Below are 21978 nucleotides of genomic sequence, written 5' to 3'. Positions count from 1 at the left end.
TTTCTCACTCCCTTTGCGCCCTGTCAGCAATAGATCTCCTCCCCGCCGGCAGAGTCCCAGGGATATCCCATCTGCCGGGCTGCCTCTGCTGCCACGTCAATGTCGATCTGGTCTGCCACCATCCAGAGTGTCATATCCAGCCCTGCAGCTGTACTGCTGCAGGAGTAGTATTTTCCGTCTGCCACCACCCTGGCCCCCTCGATTCTCTCAATACCCGCTGTAAACATCCTGTTCCAGTTCTTGTCAAGGGGACAGTCCGCCAGCTTCCGCCTGTACAGAAGCCCTGTCTGTGCCAGGATCGCGGAGCCGCTGCCCACCATCATACAGGTATCTGCATTCTCTGCCGCCTGCTTCACCAGATTCAGAGTGCGCTCATCCTGCCACAGAAGGCGCCGCGCCCCTTTTCCTCCCGGGATCAGAAGAATGCCTTCCACCTCCTCCGGGATCAGGAAATCCGTCCATATCTTGGCCCCCTGCACGCTGTTTATCACATCCCCTGACACGGAGAGATAACGGATGTGGAAATATTTCTGCAGTTTCCCCAGTATCTCTGCAGGCCCGAAGATATCCATACACTCAAAATCATCAAACAGTACCATATTCACATCCATTTTTACACCCGCTTTCCTCCGCACATTTTATGTGATTCACCTGAGCCAGATTGATGGTCCTGGTACACACACAGTCTGCCAGGGCCATGTTGTGTGTGACTGCCAGCAGACCTATTTTTCTCTTTTCCACCTCACGCAGCATGAGATTCCAGATCTGCGCCTGCGTGATCACATCCAGCATGGTGCTCATCTCGTCAGCCAGCAGAAAATGTGTCCCCTCGAACAGGGAGCGCGCCACGCAGAAGCGCTGCAGTTCTCCCCCGGAAAGCTCCCTCGGATACCGCTCCAGCCATTCCTCCTCAATCCCCAGGGCCTCCAGCACTTCCTCCCGGTACATGCCTGACTCCTCCAGGACCTTCTTCATCTTCCAGCGGGGATTGATCGCCTTCTCCGGGTGCTGGTAGATAAGCTGCACCGGGCAGACGCCTTTCTTTTTCATGGGTTTTCCATCCAGCAGGATTTCCCCCTCACAGGGTTCCAGATATCCCGCCAAAAGTTTTACCAATGTGCTTTTTCCGTAGCCGCTTGGCCCCACCAGGCCCACCCGTTCCCCTTCCTCCATGGAAAAGTTCACGTCTTTCAAAATCCACGGCCCGCCTGCGTAGCAAAACCCTAAATTTCTCGCTTCAAGTCGCATGTATACACCTCACATATCCTCCCCTGATCTCGCTCATGGGAATATCATTTTCACACTCTTTTGTCTTATGGGGACATCTTGGAGAAAAGAGACATCCCTTTGGCAGATACCTGGCATATGGCTGAAATCCCGGAATGGGTCTGAAGCCGTTCTGGGGAAGTGCCTGCCACAGTGCTTTGGAGTATGGATGGCGCAGCTTTCCCGCACCCTCCAGAAAATCTTCCGCCCTTGCCATCTCCACTGTGGTTCCGGCATAAAATACGGCGATCCGGTCAGCAATATGAAAGGCCAGGTCAATGTCATGGGTGATGAGCACCACTGCCTTTCCCTCGTCCGCAAGCTCGCGGAATACTTTAAGCGCTTCCAGAGCCATTTCCAGATCCAGGCCCGGTGTGGGTTCGTCTGCGATGATCAGAGAGGCGTCGCTTATGACAGCCGTTGACACCAGAACCCTGCGGGCCATGCCGCCTGAAAGCTGGAAGGGATAATATTTTTCTATTTTTTCATCCAGATGGAATCTCTTAAAAATCTCCCTTTGGGAAATTTCTGCCTCTTTTCCCCGGTCGCCTCCCGTCACCTGTTTTCCCACTTTCATAAGGGGATCCAGATAGGCGATGGACTGGGGCACCAGGGCGATCCGGGTACCTCTGAAAGCCTCCTTTTTCTTCTGGTCAAGGATCTCGCCCTTGTATGTGATACTGCCTGTGAGCCTGGCATTCTCTGGCAGGATTCCCATGACAGCATGAGCCAGAAGGCTTTTCCCGGAGCCGCTGGAGCCTGCGATTGCCACGATCTCCCCCGGTTTCACATCCAGGCTCAGGTTGGATATTACTTTCAGATCATATTGTTCCAGCCCCTTGTCATACATGTGGAAGGATACGGACAGGTCTTCCACTTTCAGCAGAGGCGCATTTTCCATTCGTTCTTTTTTCATGTTCTACTCCTATTCATGTGCGCTGTACGGGTCTAAGATTTTCTTCATATTTTCACCCAGACGGTCAAAAAGCAGTACAATGACCACAAGCATTAGGCCCGGGAAAAATGCCAGCCACCACATGCCGGATGACAGGTATTTCATGGATTCCGACAGGATGATACCAATGGCGGGCTGCTCCGGCGAGAGGCCGAATCCCAGGAAGGTAAGGCCGGACTCATGCATAATGGCATGGGGAAAGAGAAGGATCAGACCGATGATAAACTGCGGCACCATATGGGGCAGAATGTGATGTACGGTGATCCACCAGCTGGAATGTCCCAGCTTCTTTGAAACGCCTATATACTGCTGAGAACGAATCTGGAGCACCTCACTTCTTATGATTCGGGCAAGCCCTGTCCAGTGAGTGACCGCCACGCCGATCAGCACCCCTTTTAACCCTTTTCCACAGGCAAAGGAGATGAGAATCAGAAGCACGGTGTGGGGGATTCCCATGACCAGGTCTATGACCCAGTTGATAAAATGATCTAGCCAGGAACGCCCCGTCGCTGCCGCAACGCCCACGAACAGAGCGATCACGGCACTCACGCTTGAGGCGATCATACCCACGGAAATGCTGACCGAAAGCCCTTTTACCGTGCGCACCAGCATATCCCTTCCCAAAAGGTCTGTGCCGAAAGGATGCTCCAGGGAGGGTTTCAGCGCTTTTTTTGAAAAATCCGCCTGAATCAGGTCATCACTCAATAGGGCCCCCGACAGATATACGCCCAGGATCACGAAAAAGATCAGGGCCGCAAATATAATAGTCTTTGTTCTCCGGTTCACGAAAATCCTTCTTCCCTGTGCACCGGATACTGCTGCAGTCATATCACTCATTTCTGTATCCCTCCCTTATCTGCGGGTCCACGACCCCGTATATGATATTTGCCAGCATATTTCCCACGAAGACAAAGAGCGCTGAGAACAGGGTGATCCCCAAGAGCAGCGGCACGTCAGAACCCATACCTGCCGCGGAAGCCGCAGCGCCCAGGCCGGGATAGGAAAACACATTCTCCGCCAGCACGGAGCCGCCGAAGAGCTCACTGAAAGAGCCGAACTGCATGGTCACGGCCGGCAGCATAATGTTGCGCAGTCCATGCCTTTTCAGGATACTCCACTTGGATTCGCCCCTGGCCTTTGCGAACATCACATACTCACTTTCCAGCACGTCCACCAGTTTCTCTCTGGTGTGAAGCGCCACATTGGCAAAAGACAAAAAACTCAGTGTAAGGGCGGGCAGGATCAGGTGGTGGATTCTCTGAAGTATGGTCACCTGGTCCGTGGGAACGCCTTTCGGCACGCTCATGCCCATGGGAAACCAGCCCAGCTTCACGGAAAATACCATGAGGAATACGATTCCGATCCAGAAGGTGGGAATAGAGCACATGATGAGACAGGCCTTCTTTAAGACCTTATCCGGCCCTTTCCCGTGAAAGGCCCCCATCACACATCCCACCGTGAACCCGATGATTCCCGAGAACAGCCAGGCCGCCGCCATGAGCGCCAGGGAGGTGACAAATTTTTCTTTGATGATATCCAGCACAGGTCTTCTGTAGATCAGAGACACACCGAAATCCCCCTGCAGAACAGACCTGCCCCAGGCGAAAAAACGTTCTACCGGCGGATCACTCAGCCCCCAGTATTCCGCTATCTTAGCTCTCTGTTCCATACTCACATTCGGCACAGCCCCCACATACTGCTGCACCGGGTCCACCGGAGACATGCTGACCAGAAGAAAGCTTATGGTGCTGACCGCTATGAGAAGTGTTACCATGCGGAGCAGATATTTCCCCGTCAATTTCAGATAATACTTGTTTTTCATTCTGTCTCTCCATTTCATTTTCTCTTGTAAAAAACATACCGGAGCGTGTAGATTGTCGGAATGAATTTTCAAACACGCTCCAGGACACGAACAGCCCCGAACGTAAAATCATTCCTGCCGATTTACGTCCGGAGCAGCTTCTCCTGCTTTTATTTATTTCCAGGTCCACTCTGCAAGGTTGGCAACCAGAGGCCACGCAGCACCGTGCGCATGGATTCTCTGTTTTCCGATGTCCAATCCGTCCTTCACATAGTAGAGATGGGACATGTTCACATAGAATGCCCAGGGCGCTTCCCCTCTCATGGAAGTACCGGTCTCCCCATCCCACTGTGCTTTCTGCCACCACTGGTAAGACTCCTCTATGCTGAGGGAATTCATGGCCTTGTCAAGATATTCGTCTGTTTTTTCGCTGGTATAGAATTCCGGATTATAGAAGTCCGTCTTACCTGCATTGCTGCTGTGGTACAGCATATAGGAAGTCATGGGACTGTCTGAACCCCAGCCCATTATCATGGGTTCTGAGAACATCCTCTTTACGGTGTCGTCTGCGCTGACGCCCTCCACCGTAATGTCAAATCCCATGTTTTCCTTTGCCTGGTTTGCCACTGACATGGCAACTGCCTGCCGCATGGAATCCCCCGCAAAATACATCAGGTTAAAGGCCAGCTTTGTGCCGTCTTTCTCCCTGATCCCATCGCCGTCCTCGTCTTTCCAGCCCGCTTCATCCAGAAGCTGTTTTGCGTGGTCCACATCTGTCTCAATGACCGTTTCCTCATTCCACCAGGGCATGCCGTCACACTCTGTATAGGCCGGCTTCGCAAATCCGTTCAGAGCCTCTTCCATGATCCTCTCCCGGTCAATGCCGTAACACAGGGCTTTTCTCACATTCACATCTGAAGTGATGTTGTTTCCGATCTTGTAGCCGTCCTCGGTTGTCTTTCCCTCATCCGGCACGGTGGGAAGGGTGATTCCGCGGTTGTCTACAGACTCCACTTCCTCCACATGCATACCATCTATCTCATTGGTCGCAATCGTGGCGGATGTCAGGGCAATATCCACATCCCCTGCTTTTGCGGAGACAAATCTGGCGTCCTCCTCCTGTACCAGGAACACTGCCTTTTTGATGGCAGGCTGTTCTCCGTAGTAATTTTCATTGGCCTCCAGGATGAACTGCTGTCCTTTGTCCCACTGTGTCAGCTTGTACGGACCGGAGCCAATGGTCTCCTCTGCGGACAGGCCGAACTTGTCGCTGTAGGATTTCTCGGGGACAATTCCAATCTGGGCAACTGTATAGATGAAGGTCACGCAGGGCTTGTTCAGTTTGAACTCCACTGTGGTGTCATCCGCTGCTGTACAGCTCTCCAGCATGGTAAGATCCATGTAGGTTGCCTTTTCCTTTGTGGTGTTGAAGGTAAACGCCACATCCGATGCCTTTAACGGCTCTTTGTCTGAAAATACCACGTCGTTTCTGATCTTAAAGGTCCAGGTCAAAGCGTCTTCACTGACACTGTACTCTGTGGCCAGGTCATTTTCCAGCTTGTCATCCCCGTTTACTCTCACAAGTGAGGAATACAGGGGGGAACCGGTGTAGCCGAACCCGGTGCAGGGGTCCCAGCTGTCCGCGTCATTGGAAAAGCCAATGGTCACCTCATCTTTTGCAGACGCATCTGCCTTCGCTGACGTCTCCTCACTTTTCTGTTCTGTCTCATCGCTCTTCTGTTCCGTCTCCTTGGCGGAATTCGTACCGGAATCCCCTCCGCTCCCGCATCCTGCCAGCAAGGTCATAGTCATGGCCAGACAGCAGAGGACTGCCGCAATCTTTCTCTTCATGTGTTCTGCTCCTTTTTCTGTTTCGCACTGCAGCTATTCAGTAGTCTGCACATTTACTTTTTCTCATCCCGGAAGATATCCCGCTTCCGGTCTGTCTTGAATGGAGTATAACAGAGGGAAAAATGGCCCGCAAGCCGCCCCCGGGGTTTTGAGAGCAAGGTTTTTTCAACCAAAAAAAGCCCGCAGACGGCAGGTTTTCTGCCGGCTGCAGACTCTCATTCTGAATCTGCGAACCCCATCCCGGGGTTCAGTCTTCGCCCTGGGCCAGTTCTTTATAATAGCAGCCAACGTGACGCTGGCAGTGTCTGCATCCTCCCACACAGGTAAACAGGCTGTCCTCGCAGGCTGACACCCCTGCCCCCTTCAGGCCGAGGCACAGCTCCCATGCCTGCTGGATAGATGCCTCCTCCCCGCGCAGGACAAATGTCCTGGTTCCGTCGCCGGTCCCGAAGCCGCTTCCCGCTATCACCACAGCTTCCACGCCGAAGAGAATCTCAAATGCTTTCAGCTCCGTGATGACAGGGCCGAACAGATTGTATAATCCGATGGCAGCCCCCATGGACAGATCAATACCTGCTCTGCCGCTGTGAGCCTGGGCTGCCCCCAGATCCGGGATCAGTTTGTTGATGCCCGCCAGGATCAGCATGGGAACGCCCTGCATATATGCACTGTGAAGGGCATATCCCCTGCTGCCTCCCCCCAGTGCCGCAAAAGCCAGCGCTGCCCTTCCCATAGGGTCAATGGCATTGGCCCCCACAACTACCAGGTCTTTATCATTCAGGGACTCTGCCACCTTCTGGATACTGCTGTCCACATTCTGTCCTTTTCCATGGTCCAGCAGCAGATTATGCGGCGCTTTGGCCTTCTTCAGGGCTGTCCTGGTACCGCTGGCATCAATTCTGCCGGAAATGCGCAGAGGCCCAAAACCCAGCTCCTCTGAGAGAGCCGACACGGTAGTTCCGCCGCACAGAAGAATCTTATGATTTTTCAGACGATTTTGTATCTCAGGCATTCTGCCTGCCGCTTTTGCGATCAGACGCTTTCCCTCATTTGCTGTCAGTGTGATCTGTACTTTTTTCGCCATATTTATCCTCCCGACAACATCTACATATTTCTGGTTCTGGGGTCCAGGTAATCACGGAGCGCGTCCCCGATCAAATTCACCGCGACTACGGTTATGGTGATCGCTATACCGGGGATCAATGCCAGATAAGATGCGGTCCACACATAATTTCTGGCAGCGCTTAACATGGCTCCCCACTCAGGTGTAGGCGGCTGTGCTCCCAGTCCCAGAAAGCTCAGGGTAGCTGCCAGCAGAATAGAAGAACCGATCCTCAGCGTGGCCTGAATGATAATGGGACCAATGGAATTCGGCAGCAGATGCCGGAAAATAATACGCAGATCCCCTGCCCCCGCAGAGCGAACGGCTTCCACAAAACAGCTCTCCCGAAGTGACATGAACTGTGCCCTCACAAGGCGTGCGAACACCGGTATGGAGCTGATACCCACTGCCACCATTGGAGTATAGATTCCCGGTTCCATCACCATTACAATGGCCATTGCCAGCAGAACACTGGGAAACGCCAGCAGAATATCACAGACAGTCATTAGAATCTGATCCAACAGCCCGCCGTAAAATCCGGCAAAAGCCCCCAGAAGAAGCCCCCCTGTAAGTCCCAGGATCACGGAAATAAAACCTGCCAGAAGGGAATAGTGCGCCCCTGTGACAATCCTGCTGAACACATCACGGCCAAAATCATCCGTACCAAACCAGTGCTCCGCGGAAGGCGGCATAAGCTTCACCGCGGTATTCTGTTCATAAGGCGATTCCACCAGAAAAGGTCCTGCTATACTCACAACCACCAGGAGCAGAAGAATACACAGCCCCACAACCGCGCTGGGGTTTCTCATGATCTTACGAAATGTACTCACATCCTTCCCTCCCTTCTATGAATACCTGATCCGGGGATCCAGCAGTGCATATACCAAATCCGTGATCAGATTAATAATAGTAAACGTAGCCGCAAGAATCAAAATACCACCCTGCACGATCTGCAGGTCTCTGGTATTCAGCGCATCCACGATCATTCTGCCGATACCCGGCCAGGAAAATACAGTCTCTGTCACCACCTGACCTCCCAGCAGCACTCCGAACTGAAGGCCGATGATGGTGACCACCGGAACCGCCGCGTTCCTCAGCGCGTGCACCCATATGATTTTCCCGCTTTTTACACCTTTTCCTTTGGCTGTCCTTATGTAGTCCTGTCCCAGAACCTCCAGCATGCTTGTCCTGGTAAGCCTGGCTATATTGGCAGCCACTCCCAGACCAAGAGTCAGGGAAGGCAGAACAAAGCTGGAGATCCCTTCCCTTCCATAGAAAGGAAACCAGTTATGATTGACTGAAAACTCTATGATCAGCAACAGTGCCAGCCAGAAAGAGGGCATGGACACTCCTAAAAAGGCAGCTATCATTGCAATGGTATCTCCTGCCTTTCCCCTGTGAATGGCCGCGAAGATACCGATGGGAACCCCCAAAAGCACTGCCACGATCATGCTGCATACCGCAAGCTGCAGGGTTGCCGGCCATGCGGACTTTAAAATATCCATAACCGGCTTATTGGTCCTGTATGAGTATCCCAGATCACCGTGGAGCAGGTTTCCCATATAACTGATATATTGCTTTCCCAGCGGCTGGTCCAGCTCCATGGCACGGCGCAGATTATCCACATCCTCCACGGTTGCCTGCGGTCCTGCCAGCGCCTCCGCCGTATCTCCCGGAATCGCATGGAGGAGCAGAAAGGCGCACGTGGCAGCCCCCACCAATACAATGCATGTAAAAATGATTTTCTTTATTATATATTTCAGCAAACAACCGCCTCCTTGGCCTTATGGCCTGCCAAAACAGCAGGCCGGTGGTCTCATCTATTACTCTGTATTCTTACTGCTTTGTAACCTTTTCAAGCATGATATGTTCTGTCGGCAGCATCTCAATGCCGGAGACATTGCTGCGGTAGGACAGTGCCTGTTTCGGATAATACAGGAAGGTCCATGCTGCATCTTCCATGATGGTCTTCTCTGCCTCTGCATACATATCCTTGCGGGCATTTTCGTCTACCTCCGTCTTAGCGGAATCCAGAAGCGCATCCACATCCGGATTATTATAGAACGCCCTGTTGGAGTTCGGCGGGAACTGGGAGGAGTGGAATACCGGATATAACCCCTGGTCAGCATCTCCTGTAGATGGACTCCATCCCAGAAGAACCATGTCAAATCCTCCGTTCTTTACCTCTGACATCAATGCCTGGAATTCCCACTGACGGATATTCACGTGAATTCCGGCTTTCTCCCACTGTGCCTGCAGGTTCTCACTCACCTGTGTATCCATAAGATAGCGGCCCACCGGTGTCCACAGCTCAAGCTCTATACCATCCGGATATCCTGCTTCTGCCAGAAGCTCTTTTGCTTTTTCCACGTCACACTCGTATTTCATACTGGAATTGTATCCCCAGGTATATGGAGAGATGGGAGAGTCTGAAACCGTGGCCATGCCTCCCAGGATATCATTTACGATCACATCCTTGTCCACCGCGTAATTCATTGCCTGGCGTACTTTTTCATCCTGGAGTACGCCTTTGCTGTTATTCAGGGCAACGTACATGGTCATGACTGTGTCGCCCTTCTGGATCGTTACATTCGGGTCGCTTTCCAGTCTGTCGGTCTCTGTCACGGGAAGCCTCAGCGCCACATCTGCCTGTCCTGACTGGAGCAGCAGCGCTCTTGTGGCATCCTCGGGAACTACTCTGAAATATACCTTTTCCACAGCGGGAGCCCCTTTAAAATACTCCGGATTTCTCTCCAGAACAAGTTCTTCTCCTGTCTTCCATTCCACGAATTTAAAAGCACCGGTTCCAACCGGATGTGTGGAGATCTCCTCCCCGTAATCCTCCAGGGATTTCGGACTGATGATCGCTGCGACCGGGTGGCATAACTGCTGCAGCAAAGCGCCGCAGGGCACGTCTGTTGAAATATTGACTGTATGCTCATCCACAGCTTCAATCTTGGTGATCGCTGCCAGCACAGACCTTCTCGGGGAACCCAGGTTCTCATCCAGCACTCTCTCAAAGGAAGTCTTAACAGCCTCTGCGTTGAAATCCGTACCATCGTGGAATTTGACCCCTTCCTCCAGCTTAAAGGTCCAGGTCAGCTGGTCCTCCGATATGGACCATTCCTTCGCCAGATCCGGCTCTATCTCCATATCTTCATTGAAGCGTACCAGGTTATTGAAGATATTCTTATTGAATATTTCTGTTGCAGAGTCTGTGCAGAAGTGAGGATCAAAGGTAGACGCGTCACTTCCTGTCAGTACAATAAGCTCATCCGCCACTTGCGCGGTCTGGCTGTCATCAGACTGTTCTGTTTTTTCCTCCTGCTTCTGTTCCTGATCCGTCTCTTTCTTATTTCCGGAATCGCCTCCGCAGGCTGATAATGCAAATACTAAAATACCGGTTAAAATCATGGAGCACATTCTTCTCTTCATCTGCTAAACCCTCCCCGGCCTTTACGGCCTTTCATCTGAGATAACTGCCTGCACACACTTGTGCATCATTTCTTCTGCATGGTTCCATACACTTCTTTTTCTCTCTGCAGCCCTCTTTACAGAACCGCTCTGTTCCTTTTGCAGCCTGAGCATTCTGTATACCTGAGATGGAGCTGCCGCGCCCTGACAGTCCCTTCTCTCCACAGCGATCCTGAAATTCTTTGCCTTGTCCACCTGTTCTTCTGATAACGGAAGGCCCTTTTTGCATATTTCACGGCACCAGCCATCCAGCAGCTCCCAGGTCAGGTCATCCTGACCCTTTCCCGCACGGAAAAGCTCGCTGACTGCTCCTCCCACCACTCTGTGTGCCTGTCTGAAGGACAGTTTTCCTTCCAGCACCAGGCTGTCCGCCAGCTCTGTAGCATTGGAGAATCCCTTATACAGGATTTCTTCCATAACTTCTTTATTGAATTTCAGGGATTTTACATATTCTGCGCTGATCCGGCACATACCTTTTGCAGTCTCCACACATTCCAGTACATCAGACCATGCTGCCGTCATGTCACGGCTGGCCTGAAATTCCACGGAGCATGCAGAACATATTCCTGCGTATCTTCCTGACAGCAGCCTTGCCTGAGAACGCACCGTTGCACAAATGACAGGATTGCGCTTCTGCGGCATAATACTGCTTGAATCGATCAGGTCATCTGACAGGTCCGCAAAACCCGCTTCATTTGAACACCAGTTGATAATATCCTCCGCCAGTCTTGCCAGAGTGACCAGAACAGATATTCCGATGCCGGCAGCCTCCATCATATAATCAGCGCTGGCCACTGCATCCCCGGTGTGTTCCCAAACCCCCTCAAATCCCAACAGCTCTTCTGTCCGTTCCCTGTCTATGTTGTATTCTGTTCCGGACATGGCAGCCGCTCCCAGAGGGTTTTTGTTAAACCGTTCAATGCACTGCAGGATTCTCTCTGCGTCCCGCAGAAGAGGAGCCGCGATGCCTGAGAGATAGAAACCCATGTTGACAGGCTGTGCCTGCTGCCCATATGTATAGCCCGGGAAAATATAGTCCACGGTTTCCTCCGCACGCCTGTGCAGCACCTCCACATGTTCCAGGAGGGCATCCGCCAAATTCAGCAGTTTTTCCCGCAGCTCAATCCGCCACATGGCAGCCTCCACGTCATTACGGCTTCTGGCAACCGGCAGATAACTGCATATATCTTCCCCGGCCTCCACCGTGATCAGATGTTCCAGATTGATATATAAATCCTCCAGGGACGGGTCAAGCGTCGGAATCCGTTCCCCCCATCCCTCCATGACTGAAAGCAGTCTGCGCGCTGCCTCTTCCGGGATAATGCCCTGTTCTTTCAGCATGATGACATGGGCTTTCATGACACGGACCAGGTAGGGAAAGGATGTATCGGATTCCTTCATTTTCGGCCCGTAGTAATATTCCAGAACTACCGGATTGATATTCCCCTGTATCTGTTCAAAAAATCCTCCCTTTTTCTCCTTGTTCTCCATTTCTCCTCCTACTTTTTCCTTTTTAAGATTTCTGTGATTTCCATAACACTATCCGAAGCATTGCTTTTTAAAGCTATGCAGGCGATTTCCCGTGCAGTCTCTTCTCCCATAATGCCGCCTGCCAGATCCATGAACTTTCCCGTGATATCTTCTTTTGACAAAGGATTAAACATGGAGCCCTTCGGTGCTGTTACTGTCTCTGTATCTGTGCTGCCATCCTTCCATTGAACCGTAACTTTAGCGGCACTGCGTTTTTCCTCTCTTCTCAGACGATTCATATCCTCGCTTTCCTCTACCCTGACTTTTTTCGCAACAGCAAGGATCTTTTCATCCCTCAGGCGCTCTTCCGAGTAGTCTGCTGCCTTCCCCTCAAAGCCCATCAGGCCAAGTGCCACACCGTAGGGGATACTGATCTGGGCGGATACAACCGAATCCCGGCGGTAGGTGCCGCCTGCCATCTCAATGGCGGACTGGTTCACCTCTGCCCGCACGTCCCGGATTTTCTCCGCATCTGTGAATCCGTGCCGTTTAAAAATCTCATGGGCCGCCGTATATGGGGAATGTACGGATTTGCAGGATGCAAACCACTTGTACTCCACCTCCTCTATAGCCGCCCTCTCTTTTACGGCATCCAGCACATCCAGACAATACTGCCTGCTCATCATGCGGTAGATGCCACCGTCTGCAGCTTCCAGTACCTGATGGGGCCCTGTGATCCCATTTTTTGCAAGACAGGCGCTCACGATACCGTCACGTGCAGCCAGACCGGGATGTATGCGTTTTGTCATGGCCCCGTCCGCGGCAAAAGCCCAGCTTCCCCCTGTCCTGCTTCCCGCGATCCCCAGAGCGTTTACCATCTGCTGCTCATCCAGACCCAGCAGAACTCCGGCGGCTGCCGCTGCTCCGAATGCACCGCATGTGGCGGTTCCGTGCCAGCCTCTTTCCCTGTGATCTAAAAAATCCATGCCTTCCGCGATTCTGACAGACACCTCCACACCTGCAGTGACGGCCCACAGCAATTGTCCCCATGAGGAGCCACAGCGCTGTGCAACTGCCAAAGCGGAGGGCACGCATACAGCACCTGTGTGCAGGATGGCGTAATGGACATCATCCAGTTCCCTGATATGGCAGAGCGCGCCGTTTACCATGGCCGCCATATCCTCTGTGAGCAGGACACCTGTTCCCCATACGGGAATCTCCCCGCCGTTTCCAAGTTCTGCCGCAGTCTTGATAATACCGGCCCCCTCCTGTGTCCGGCTGCCGTAAATCCCGCACCCAATCTCATCTAAAATGCACATTCTGGCTGCCTGTTCTGCTTTGGCAGACCGCAGTGCCTCCTGATGTGTAAAAAGGTAGTTTACCAATCTTTCAATTCCCGTTCTCTCTTTCATCTATTCCAGCGGAAAGTGACATGCCACGATCCTGTCTCCTATCTGCCGATACGGCGGTTCTTTTTCCCTGCAGATCTGTTTGCAATATCTGCATCTGGTATGGAAGTAACATCCTGCCGGAGGGTTGGATGCTGAAGGGATGTCCCCCTCAAGTATGATTCTCTGCTTTACAAAATCCGGATCCGGTATGGGGTTCGCTGACAGAAGAGCCTGTGTATAGGGATGCGCCGGTTTTTCAAATAACTGCTCCGCATTCACCACCTCTGCCATCTTTCCCAGATACATAACGCCTACCCGGTCCGATATATGTTTTACAACGCTTAATCCGTGGGCAATAAAGATATATGTCAGCCCCAGTTCTTTCTGCAGATCATCCAGAAGGTTGAGAATCTGAGACTGCACAGACACGTCCAGCGCTGATACCGGTTCATCACATATGACCAGTTTCGGATTTAAGATCAAGGCTCTGGCAATACCGATCCTCTGCCTCTGGCCTCCGGAAAATTCGTGTGGATAACGATTGTAGTAATCCGGCTGTAATCCTACACGTTCCAGCATTTTCTTCACTTTTTCCCTGCGCTCATTCCCGGATCCTATGCGGTGTATGACCAGGGGTTCCTCAATGATCTTTCCTATGGTCATTCTGGGGTCCAGGGATGCAAAGGGGTCCTGAAAGATCATCTGAATCTCTCTTCTGGCCTTTTTCATCTCCGTTTTGGACATCTGGAATAAGTCTTTTCCCTCAAACAATACCTGCCCCCGGGTGGGTTTTGTCAGGCAGTTGATCACTCTTCCCGCTGTGGTCTTACCGCAGCCGCTCTCTCCCACCAGTCCAAAGGTTTCCCCCTGGTAAACAGTAAAGGAGATGCCGTTCAGGGCATGTACTGTTTTCTTTCCCCTGCTTCCCTTACTGACAAAATCTTTCCCGAGATCTTTCACTTCCAGCAGCGGTATTTTCTTATCACTGTCTCCCATTGCGTTCTCCCTCCTTCTCTGTATGCAGCGGAAAATGACATGTTACCCTTGTTGTCCCGATCATCTGCTGGGGAGGCTCTTCACGGGTACATAATTCCTTTGCATAAGGACATCTGGGATGGAAGCGGCAGCCCTTGGCAAACTGGTCCGGTGAAGGAACCATACCTTTGATCACCTCCAGCTTCTGCCTGCTGTCCATTCTGGGAATACACTTTAACAGGCCAAGTGTATAGGGATGCCGTGGGTTTTTAAAGATTTCCCTCACCTCTGCCTCCTCCACCACTCTTCCCCCATACATGACGATGACGCGCTGTGCCATCTCAGCCACGACGCCCAGATCATGGGTGATAAAAAGGATCGTCATATCCAGCTCCTGCTTCAGCTTTTTCATCAGGTCCAGTATCTGGGCCTGTATTGTCACATCCAGCGCTGTAGTCGGCTCATCCGCAATGAGCAGCTTCGGCTCACAGCTCAGCCCCATGGCGATCATGACCCTCTGCCGCATACCGCCTGACAGTTGATGGGGATACTCTCTCATACGCGATTCCGGGTCTGAGATACCCACCAGGCTCAGCATATGGACCGCCTTTTTTTGGGCCTCCTTCTTGGTCAGCTTCTGATGGATCCTCAGTGTTTCCATCAACTGGTCCCCAATGGAGAAGACAGGGTTCAAAGAAGTCATGGGTTCCTGATAGATCATGGAGATGATATTGCCTCTTATACCGCACATTTCGCTCTCTGTCTTTTTCAGAATATCTTCCCCTTCAAACAGAATCTGGCCGCTTACATACTTTCCAGGGGGTGTGGGCACAAGCTGCATGACGGACAGAGAGGTCACGCTTTTGCCGCTTCCTGATTCCCCCACAATGCAGAGTGTCTCACCTTTGTTGATATGAAAACTCACCCCGTCTACTGCCGGTATCGTCTTATCCGGGGTGAAAAAATAGGTCCTCAGATCATTCACTTCCAATAGTTTTTCCAACTTCACACCTCCTGGTCATGCCAAAAAATCAGTAAATACTTCCTTCGTTATCTTAAATTTCTATTAACTATCATCAATTATACCGAATCGCCTTGTTTAAATGTTCTTATAACTTGCTTTGTTAGAACATTAAATTTGCTGTTTTTCTGCCTCTGTCGGTACTATTCCAAAAACCTTGTTTTTCTGCGCCAAAATTCATACAGTCCCTTTCTTTCGATTTTCTGTAATTCCTGAATCTTGCTTTTTTTGCGGTAAAATATGTGTTATTTTGCGATTTTACATTGGTATTATTTGCCATCTTCCCCTGATTCGACATCTATTGACAAAAGAAACGGCCTGGGATATACTTTTCAAAAAGTAATGATGACAGCACTCGTATACGGCCAGTGCAGCAGATATACAGACCTGACGGAACAGCTGCAGACAATGTACATAACAGGAAAAAAGGGGGGAAAAACAGATATGGAAATACGCTTTTTTACAAAAGAGATCTGGCAGGAAAGTCCGTTTCATTTTCATGACCAGATGGAAATACTGCTCATAATGTCAGAAGGCGAAAGCTTCTATATCCGTGACAAAATATACCCCATTTCCCGAGGCAGCATCTTCATTTTAAACAGCAGTGACCTGCACAGAAGTGTGCCGAAACCACGCTCGATCTATCAGTATTATTCTATTCGTTTTTATCAGGAAGAGGTGGAAGGAATCTCCACAGAAGATTTTGACCTGCTGAAATGTTTCAGGAACCATAACCAGTTCAACCATATGAACAAGCTGAATATTGACCAGATAGACCATCTTCTGAAGCTGATCAACAAGATTGAATACTATCTTGCCTCAGACTGCTCTGCCTTCGGCAAAGACATCTTTGCCAGGACACTGCTGGCAGAAGTGCTGGTCTATATTAACTTTCTCTACGATACTCCGCTGCTTACACAGGTTCCAAGTGAAGAACAGATCTCTGCTTATTATCCTGTGATTGACTATATAAATGAACATATAACCGAAAAAATAAGCCTGGATCTGCTTGCGCAGAATTTCTATGTGAGTAAATATTATCTGAGCCACCGCTTTAAGGATCTGACAGGGATGACCATTACGGATTATATCATCAGGAGACGTCTCACCCTGGCGAAATCATATCTCAGGCAGGGTCTCTCTGTTATGCTGGCCGGTGAGCGTGCCGGTTTTAACAGCAACAATCATTTTATACATACTTTCACAAAAACCGTCGGCATGTCACCAAAACAATATGCCAGACAGTATTTGACTTTGGACAGCTATGTATCTCCAACTCCCCCGAAAAGAGATATTTTTACACGATAAAGGTGCCACTAATCTTATGCACGGTCGGCGCAGTAAATGCGCAGACCTGACGGCACTGTTACAATAAAATACCTGTTGACAAAATTACAAATATAGATTATGATTCAGCTATATGGTAAACATGTTCACCACATAATCGGTTTGACCATTCTGCCATTTACAAATATAGATTACAGCAGGTAAAAAAATGAACTCGGAAAATAACACCAAACAAATGCTGATTGAAGCAGCTTATAATATGATTCTGGAAAAAGGCGCTGAAAATATCCGCGTACGTGATCTGGCAAAAAGAGTCGGATGTTCGGCAGCCGCCTTGTACAAGCACTTTGAAAGCCTGGACTATTTACTGGCCCTGGCATCTGTAAGGTTTCTGAAGCCTTACATAGAGGAATTAGAGGAAAATCTGAAAAACGAGGATGATATTATCGAAGCACAGATAAACGCCTGGAGACTTTTTGACAAGTATGCGTTTATGCATCCCTATATATTTTTGAATTTGTTTTGGGGCAACATACGCAATGATCTGGAATCCATACTGCAGGAATACCTTAAAATGTATCCTGTTTTTGTGGAGGGTTCAAACACTGCCATGTTTTACTGCTCCATTTTCAGCGGATGTATTGAGGACAGAGATTACATCTGGTTTCGCCGTGCTGCTGCAGAAGGACGGCTCAGCTATGATGATGCGGAATATGTAAGTCAGATCAACTGCCTGATTGCCAGGGGACTCTTAAGTGAGTATATCAACAGTCCAAAAGACCCTGATGCCTATCAGAAGGCAGTTGCCCATTGTGATGCTCTGATTGAAAAAAACATCCGCATGTATCTCATCTGAATGGTCTGTGTCTGTACCTGACAGGACATAAGGCGGATTTCATCTATATCTATCCGCCCCGAACAGGATAAGAAAATTCTTGTCCTGTTCCATAAATATTTTTTTTACCCTACTGGTTAACATGTTCACCACAAAAAAGGAGGTTATTTTCCAAATGAACGACAATGTAAAAAAGATTCACGAAGCCAGCATGCAGATCCTGAATAAAACAGGAATGAAATTCTACCATCCGGACGCCCTGGAGATACTGAAAAACCACGGCATAAAGGTAGATGGAAATGTGGCGTATTTCACAGAGGATCAAATTATGGAGTGGGTCAGAAAAGCACCTTCCACTGCCCCCCTTTACGCTTCTGATTCCAGATTTGATATGCAGATCGGCGGAAACAGGCGCTATAACGGACCGTGCGGCGGCGCAACTTTTATTATGGACAAGGATGGACAGACCAGGCCTGCCCTGTTTTCGGATTTCATCAAATTGATCAAGCTGTTTGAGGGAAATCCCTCCTACTGCCTGAACGGGGGACTTGCCTGCCAGCCCAATGACATCCCCACGGAATCCTACATAACGCTCTTGGCCCTGGCCAGTATGCTGCACACACAAAAATGTATCTTTGCTGCTGCAGGGGATTACGAATCCATGGAAACACTGATCCAAATGGCCTGTATCCGCTTTGGCGTCACGGTTGAGGAGCTGAAGGAAAAACCCCGCCTGTGTACCATCGCCAATACAAATACTCCTCTGTATCTCGACAAAATCATGACGGAAACCGTCCTTACTATGGCAAAATACCGCCAGCCTGTGATCATCGCATCTGCCGCTATGGCCGGTACCACCGCCCCTGTCACACTGGCGGGCATGATCGCGGTTGTCAACGCAGAGGTACTTGCAACCATTGCGCTGGCACAGATGTGTGAACCCGGTGCCCCTGTCATCTACGGCTCCCAGTCCACGAATGCCGACATGGCAACCGGAGCCATCGCCATCGGCTCACCGGAAGGGGCCCTCAGTTATAAATATTGCGCGGAAATGGCAAAATTTTATGGTATCCCAAGCCGGGCAGGAGGCTCGCTAAGCGATGCAAAATCATTTAATGTACAGGCCGGATATGAGTCCATGATGACCTGCATGGCCTGTAAGGAGAGCGGAATCAACATCATGACTCAAAGTGCCGGGATCATAGACAGCTATCTGGCTGTATCTTATGAAAAACTGATAACCGATTTTGAAATTCTGGATTTTACCGAGCGGTATCTGAAAGATATTGATGTAAATGCTGACACGGTTCCCCTTGACCTTATCCATGAAGTAGGGCACGCCGGACAATACCTTATAGAAGAGCACACCCTGGATTACTGCCGCAGTGAATTGCTGGCGCCTCATGTAAGTGTGAGGGGTGCCATTGCAGACCCTGTGGGACAATTTGGAAAAAACATCGAAAAACGCATGGAACAGCTTCTGAAAGTGTACCCAAAACCGGATATATCCACAGAAATATGCAGAGATTTAAAGGCATTGCTTCTAAAAGAAGGCATTGACGAAGCCTATATTGATATGGCAGTCGACTCGTAAGTATATACAAAACAGGGAGGGAATTAGGATGAATCTGACGAAATCAAAACGTAACCTTTTAGTGACTCTTTTAAGCTTTATGGTTGGAATGATTTATTTCATTCCGTTTATCCGTATCTCATTTTATGATCAGACCATTGCCGCACTCAACCTTACGAATACACAGCTTGGATTTTTGGGGTCCATTTACGGAACTCTGGCAATCTTCTGTTATGCTGTGGGCGGTATTCTGGCGCAGAAATTCAGTCCCAGAATCTTGATCGGAATATCTCTTGCCGGTACCGGCGCCACAACGCTGTGGCAGGCAACTTTTCCGTCTTATACCAGTCTTATCATCATATTTGCACTTTATGCCGTATTCACTACGGCTACACTCTGGTCTCCTTATATTACTCTTATGAGGAGTTTTGGTTCTGATTCAGAACAGGGCAGACTGTTCGGAATCAGTGAATCCCTGAGAAGCCTTGTCTCCGCGGCTGTCGGCTTTCTGTTTATCTGGATCTTCAGTCTGTTCTCTGATGAGATGGGCGGTTACCGGATGATATTGATCATAGCTGCTGTCATTTACTTCGTTTTTGCTGTCCTTGCACTGATCGTATTTCCCTCTTCTGTCCAGACGGAAAAGAAAGAAGCGGCAAAAAAGGGCAGTATACTGGCAGCCTTAAAGCTTCCCGGCGTCTGGCTGGTAGGTCTGTTCATTTTCTTCTGTTACGCGCTTAACTGCGGCGGAGCCTATTATTTTGGCACCTATACCACACAGGTTCTTCACACAAGTACAGCGGTATCCAGCGGGCTGCAGATTCTGAGAACGTATATACTGGCGATCGGGCTTGGGGTGATTGGCGGTATTATAGCCGACAGGTTTAAATATCGTTCCCGTTTCCTGATCTGTGTGCTTGCCGCAGCCACAGCAGCCAGTGCGTTCATGCCTTTCCTGGGTAATTTTTTATGGATAGCCATTGTTGTATCGGTCCTCATTTCCGGAATCAACTATATGATCAAGTCCATCTACTATTCTATCATGGACGAGGCGGTCATTCCCAGGGAACTGACAGGTGCCGCCAGCGGTATCATTGCGTTTATCGCGTATATACCGGATGCTTTTATCACATCCATGGTGGGGGTCTGGCTGGATAAGGATATCACCGGAGGTTTTAACAAACTCTTTGCCTTTATGGCTGCATGTGGTTTGGCTGCCATAATCATAGCTGTCATCATAAATAAACGCTATATAAAAGCCAATCCCGAAACCGGGCAGGGAAAGTGACAGGGCCTGTGTGAAATGGAGGGGTATGGCATGAAAAAAATAAAACCAGAAGTATTTTTACCGCCGTTTTTTCTATTTTTTGTGTGTATTATCATAAATATTGCAGACAGTGATCTGTTCACAGAGATCGTCAACACAGTAAATGGCTTCGTTGTCCATGAATTCGGCTGGCTGCTCATCTTACTTCCGGTCCTCATATTTTTTGTATGTATTGCCATCTATTTTTCCGGATTCGGCAAAGTAAGGATCGGAGGACCTGATGCACAGCCAAAAATGAGTCTCCTTTCATGGTTCAGCATCAATATCTGTACCACCATTGCCTGCGGTATTATATTCTGGTCCGCTGCAGAGCCGGTACAGCACCTGCTGCATCCTCCAGACAGTCTCCATATAGAGGCCATGTCACCGGATGCCGCCAAATTTGCCATGTCGGCAATTTATACTCACTGGACTGTACTTCCCTATGCAATCTATACACTTCCTGCAGTGATGTTCGCCTTTGGGTATTATAATAAAAAGAAATCCTTTTCGCTGGCCGCCATGGTCACGGTTCTGCTTGGCGGACGGGAACATAAGTATCTGAATGCAGTGATTGACAGTATCTGCCTGTTCACGCTGGTCGCCGGACTTACAGGCTCTCTGGGGGTAGGAGTTCTCAACCTCAGCGGAGGTCTCCATAAACTCTTTGGCATGGAATCCACTCCATTTTTGTGGTCCGCAATCATGCTTGTAGTCATTATCACCTTTCTGGTCTCTGCGCTCTCCGGTATCATGCGCGGAGTACGGCGGCTGTCAAATATCAATGTCTACATTTACTTCTTTATTATTGGCTTTGTACTGATATTTGGCGGAACACAGTTTATCTGTAATTTTGGTGTGGAATGCCTGGGGGATTACCTAAATAACTTTTTTTCCAAATCCCTTTATACGGGCACCTTTGCGACTGATTCCTGGACAGCCCAGTGGCCTATCTTCTACTTTGCAAGCTGGATGTCCTGGGCACCTATCACGGCAGTCTTTCTTGGTAAAATCGCATATGGGCGGAGGATTAAGGATTTAGTAGCCATGAATCTGTTCTCCACGTCTGTATTCAGTATCCTGTGGTTTTCCATTATGTCCGGTTCCACCATCCATTTTACCCTGAACCGGTCAAATGGCGGAATGGTTGAAGCGTTTGAATCCGGAATTGAAAACACGATCTATCAGCTTTTTGAAAACATGCCCTTTACCGGCCTGCTGGTTTTTATTTTCCTCATCGCTGTATTTCTTTCCTTTGTAACTGCAGCCGACTCCACTGTCATTGCGATCTCCGACCTGTCCACCCATGGCCTGGATCATGAAGGTGATGAATCTCCCAGCTGGATCAAAATACTCTGGGCGGGGGAAATCGCACTGATTACACTTATTATGATGAATGTGGGCAGCGGTGTCGACGGACTGAAAATGATATCCAATATCGGGGGGCTTCCCGCAGCAGTTTTCCTGCTGTTTGTCATGATAAGTGCAATAAAACTTATGTTTACACCCCATATGTATCAGGATAAAAAGGAACCTCCGGCATAAAAACACGAAAAGCCCTTGCGGAATTTCTTCCGCAAGGGCTTTCTTATAGTAGCGAGAGGGGGACTTGAACCCTCGACACTACGGGTATGAACCGTATGCTCTAGCCAGCTGAGCTATCTCGCCATC

General features: G+C 49.8%; 19 protein-coding genes and 1 tRNA gene. 5 read left to right on the top strand and 15 right to left on the bottom strand.

The features are described 5' to 3' along the window. Window positions 1–23 precede the first annotated feature (23 nt). The 14 genes from WMO65_RS24060 to WMO65_RS23995 form a co-directional block, all read right to left on the bottom strand. Window positions 24–611, bottom strand: coding sequence for a DJ-1/PfpI family protein (locus WMO65_RS24060; RefSeq protein WP_033142477.1), 588 nt, complete (start codon window positions 609–611; stop codon window positions 24–26). Next, on the bottom strand, window positions 586–1248 hold the full coding sequence (locus WMO65_RS24055) for an ATP-binding cassette domain-containing protein (RefSeq protein ID WP_148392120.1): 663 nt from the start codon (window positions 1246–1248) through the stop codon (window positions 586–588). The genes WMO65_RS24060 and WMO65_RS24055 overlap by 26 nt, the downstream gene beginning before the upstream one ends. Beyond that, window positions 1238–2182 carry an ABC transporter ATP-binding protein gene (locus WMO65_RS24050; RefSeq protein ID WP_243128797.1) on the bottom strand — a complete coding sequence of 315 codons (945 nt, stop codon included), beginning with the start codon at window positions 2180–2182 and terminating at the stop codon, window positions 1238–1240. The genes WMO65_RS24055 and WMO65_RS24050 overlap by 11 nt, the downstream gene beginning before the upstream one ends. A 9-nt stretch (window positions 2183–2191) precedes the next feature. Beyond that, a complete protein-coding gene (locus tag WMO65_RS24045; protein WP_052099596.1) occupies window positions 2192–3058 on the bottom strand; it encodes an ABC transporter permease in 867 nt (288 codons plus the stop codon). Further along, window positions 3051–4043, bottom strand: coding sequence for an ABC transporter permease (locus WMO65_RS24040; protein WP_148392118.1), 993 nt, complete (start codon window positions 4041–4043; stop codon window positions 3051–3053). Before WMO65_RS24040 ends, WMO65_RS24045 begins: the two co-directional genes overlap by 8 nt. Before the next feature lie 153 nt (window positions 4044–4196). Further along, window positions 4197–5873 carry an ABC transporter substrate-binding protein gene (locus tag WMO65_RS24035; protein ID WP_148392116.1) on the bottom strand — a complete coding sequence of 559 codons (1677 nt, stop codon included), beginning with the start codon at window positions 5871–5873 and terminating at the stop codon, window positions 4197–4199. 247 nt (window positions 5874–6120) lie between these two features. Then, the gene (locus tag WMO65_RS24030; RefSeq protein WP_148392115.1) at window positions 6121–6957 is read right to left on the bottom strand and encodes a hypothetical protein; all 837 of its coding nucleotides are present in this window, start codon (window positions 6955–6957) and stop codon (window positions 6121–6123) included. A gap of 20 nt (window positions 6958–6977) precedes the next feature. After that, window positions 6978–7805 carry an ABC transporter permease gene (locus WMO65_RS24025; protein WP_033142482.1) on the bottom strand — a complete coding sequence of 276 codons (828 nt, stop codon included), beginning with the start codon at window positions 7803–7805 and terminating at the stop codon, window positions 6978–6980. 15 nt (window positions 7806–7820) lie between these two features. Continuing rightward, a complete protein-coding gene (locus WMO65_RS24020; RefSeq protein ID WP_033142483.1) occupies window positions 7821–8741 on the bottom strand; it encodes an ABC transporter permease in 921 nt (306 codons plus the stop codon). 70 nt (window positions 8742–8811) lie between these two features. Further along, window positions 8812–10410 (bottom strand): glutathione ABC transporter substrate-binding protein, encoded by a 1599-nt coding sequence (locus WMO65_RS24015; protein ID WP_052099597.1) that lies wholly within the window; start codon window positions 10408–10410, stop codon window positions 8812–8814. 21 nt (window positions 10411–10431) lie between these two features. Then, window positions 10432–11940, bottom strand: a complete 1509-nt coding sequence (gene argH / locus WMO65_RS24010; protein ID WP_349064696.1) for an argininosuccinate lyase — start codon at window positions 11938–11940, stop codon at window positions 10432–10434. A gap of 8 nt (window positions 11941–11948) precedes the next feature. After that, window positions 11949–13331: an MmgE/PrpD family protein gene (locus WMO65_RS24005; protein ID WP_148392114.1), complete on the bottom strand. Its 1383-nt coding sequence runs from the start codon at window positions 13329–13331 to the stop codon at window positions 11949–11951. After that, on the bottom strand, window positions 13332–14306 hold the full coding sequence (locus WMO65_RS24000) for an ABC transporter ATP-binding protein (protein ID WP_033142485.1): 975 nt from the start codon (window positions 14304–14306) through the stop codon (window positions 13332–13334). It lies immediately after the preceding gene. Then, window positions 14293–15288 (bottom strand): ABC transporter ATP-binding protein, encoded by a 996-nt coding sequence (locus tag WMO65_RS23995; protein ID WP_081960461.1) that lies wholly within the window; start codon window positions 15286–15288, stop codon window positions 14293–14295. The genes WMO65_RS24000 and WMO65_RS23995 overlap by 14 nt, the downstream gene beginning before the upstream one ends. Before the next feature lie 462 nt (window positions 15289–15750). Between WMO65_RS23995 and WMO65_RS23990 the strand changes: the two genes are divergently transcribed. The 5 genes from WMO65_RS23990 (at window position 15751) to WMO65_RS23970 (ending at window position 21852) form a co-directional block, all read left to right on the top strand. Beyond that, a complete protein-coding gene (locus tag WMO65_RS23990) occupies window positions 15751–16614 on the top strand; it encodes a helix-turn-helix transcriptional regulator (protein ID WP_158587365.1) in 864 nt (287 codons plus the stop codon). Window positions 16615–16801: 187 nt separating this feature from the next. Continuing rightward, window positions 16802–17449, top strand: coding sequence for a TetR/AcrR family transcriptional regulator (locus tag WMO65_RS23985; protein ID WP_033142488.1), 648 nt, complete (start codon window positions 16802–16804; stop codon window positions 17447–17449). Between the two features lie 154 nt (window positions 17450–17603). Continuing rightward, on the top strand, window positions 17604–19022 hold the full coding sequence (locus WMO65_RS23980) for a trimethylamine methyltransferase family protein (protein WP_187370566.1): 1419 nt from the start codon (window positions 17604–17606) through the stop codon (window positions 19020–19022). Continuing rightward, window positions 18985–20289, top strand: a complete 1305-nt coding sequence (locus WMO65_RS23975) for an MFS transporter (protein ID WP_330641629.1) — start codon at window positions 18985–18987, stop codon at window positions 20287–20289. Before WMO65_RS23980 ends, WMO65_RS23975 begins: the two co-directional genes overlap by 38 nt. Window positions 20290–20319: 30 nt before the next feature. After that, the gene (locus WMO65_RS23970; protein ID WP_158587363.1) at window positions 20320–21852 is read left to right on the top strand and encodes a BCCT family transporter; all 1533 of its coding nucleotides are present in this window, start codon (window positions 20320–20322) and stop codon (window positions 21850–21852) included. Between the two features lie 49 nt (window positions 21853–21901). Here the strand turns inward: WMO65_RS23970 and WMO65_RS23965 are convergent. Then, window positions 21902–21975, bottom strand: a tRNA-Met gene (locus WMO65_RS23965). Window positions 21976–21978 lie beyond the last annotated feature (3 nt).

The sequence above is a fragment of the Blautia caccae genome (assembly GCF_040095955.1).
GTDB classification, from domain to species: Bacteria; Bacillota; Clostridia; order Lachnospirales; family Lachnospiraceae; genus Blautia; species Blautia celeris.
This window is presented reverse-complemented; position numbering and strand designations above follow the sequence as displayed.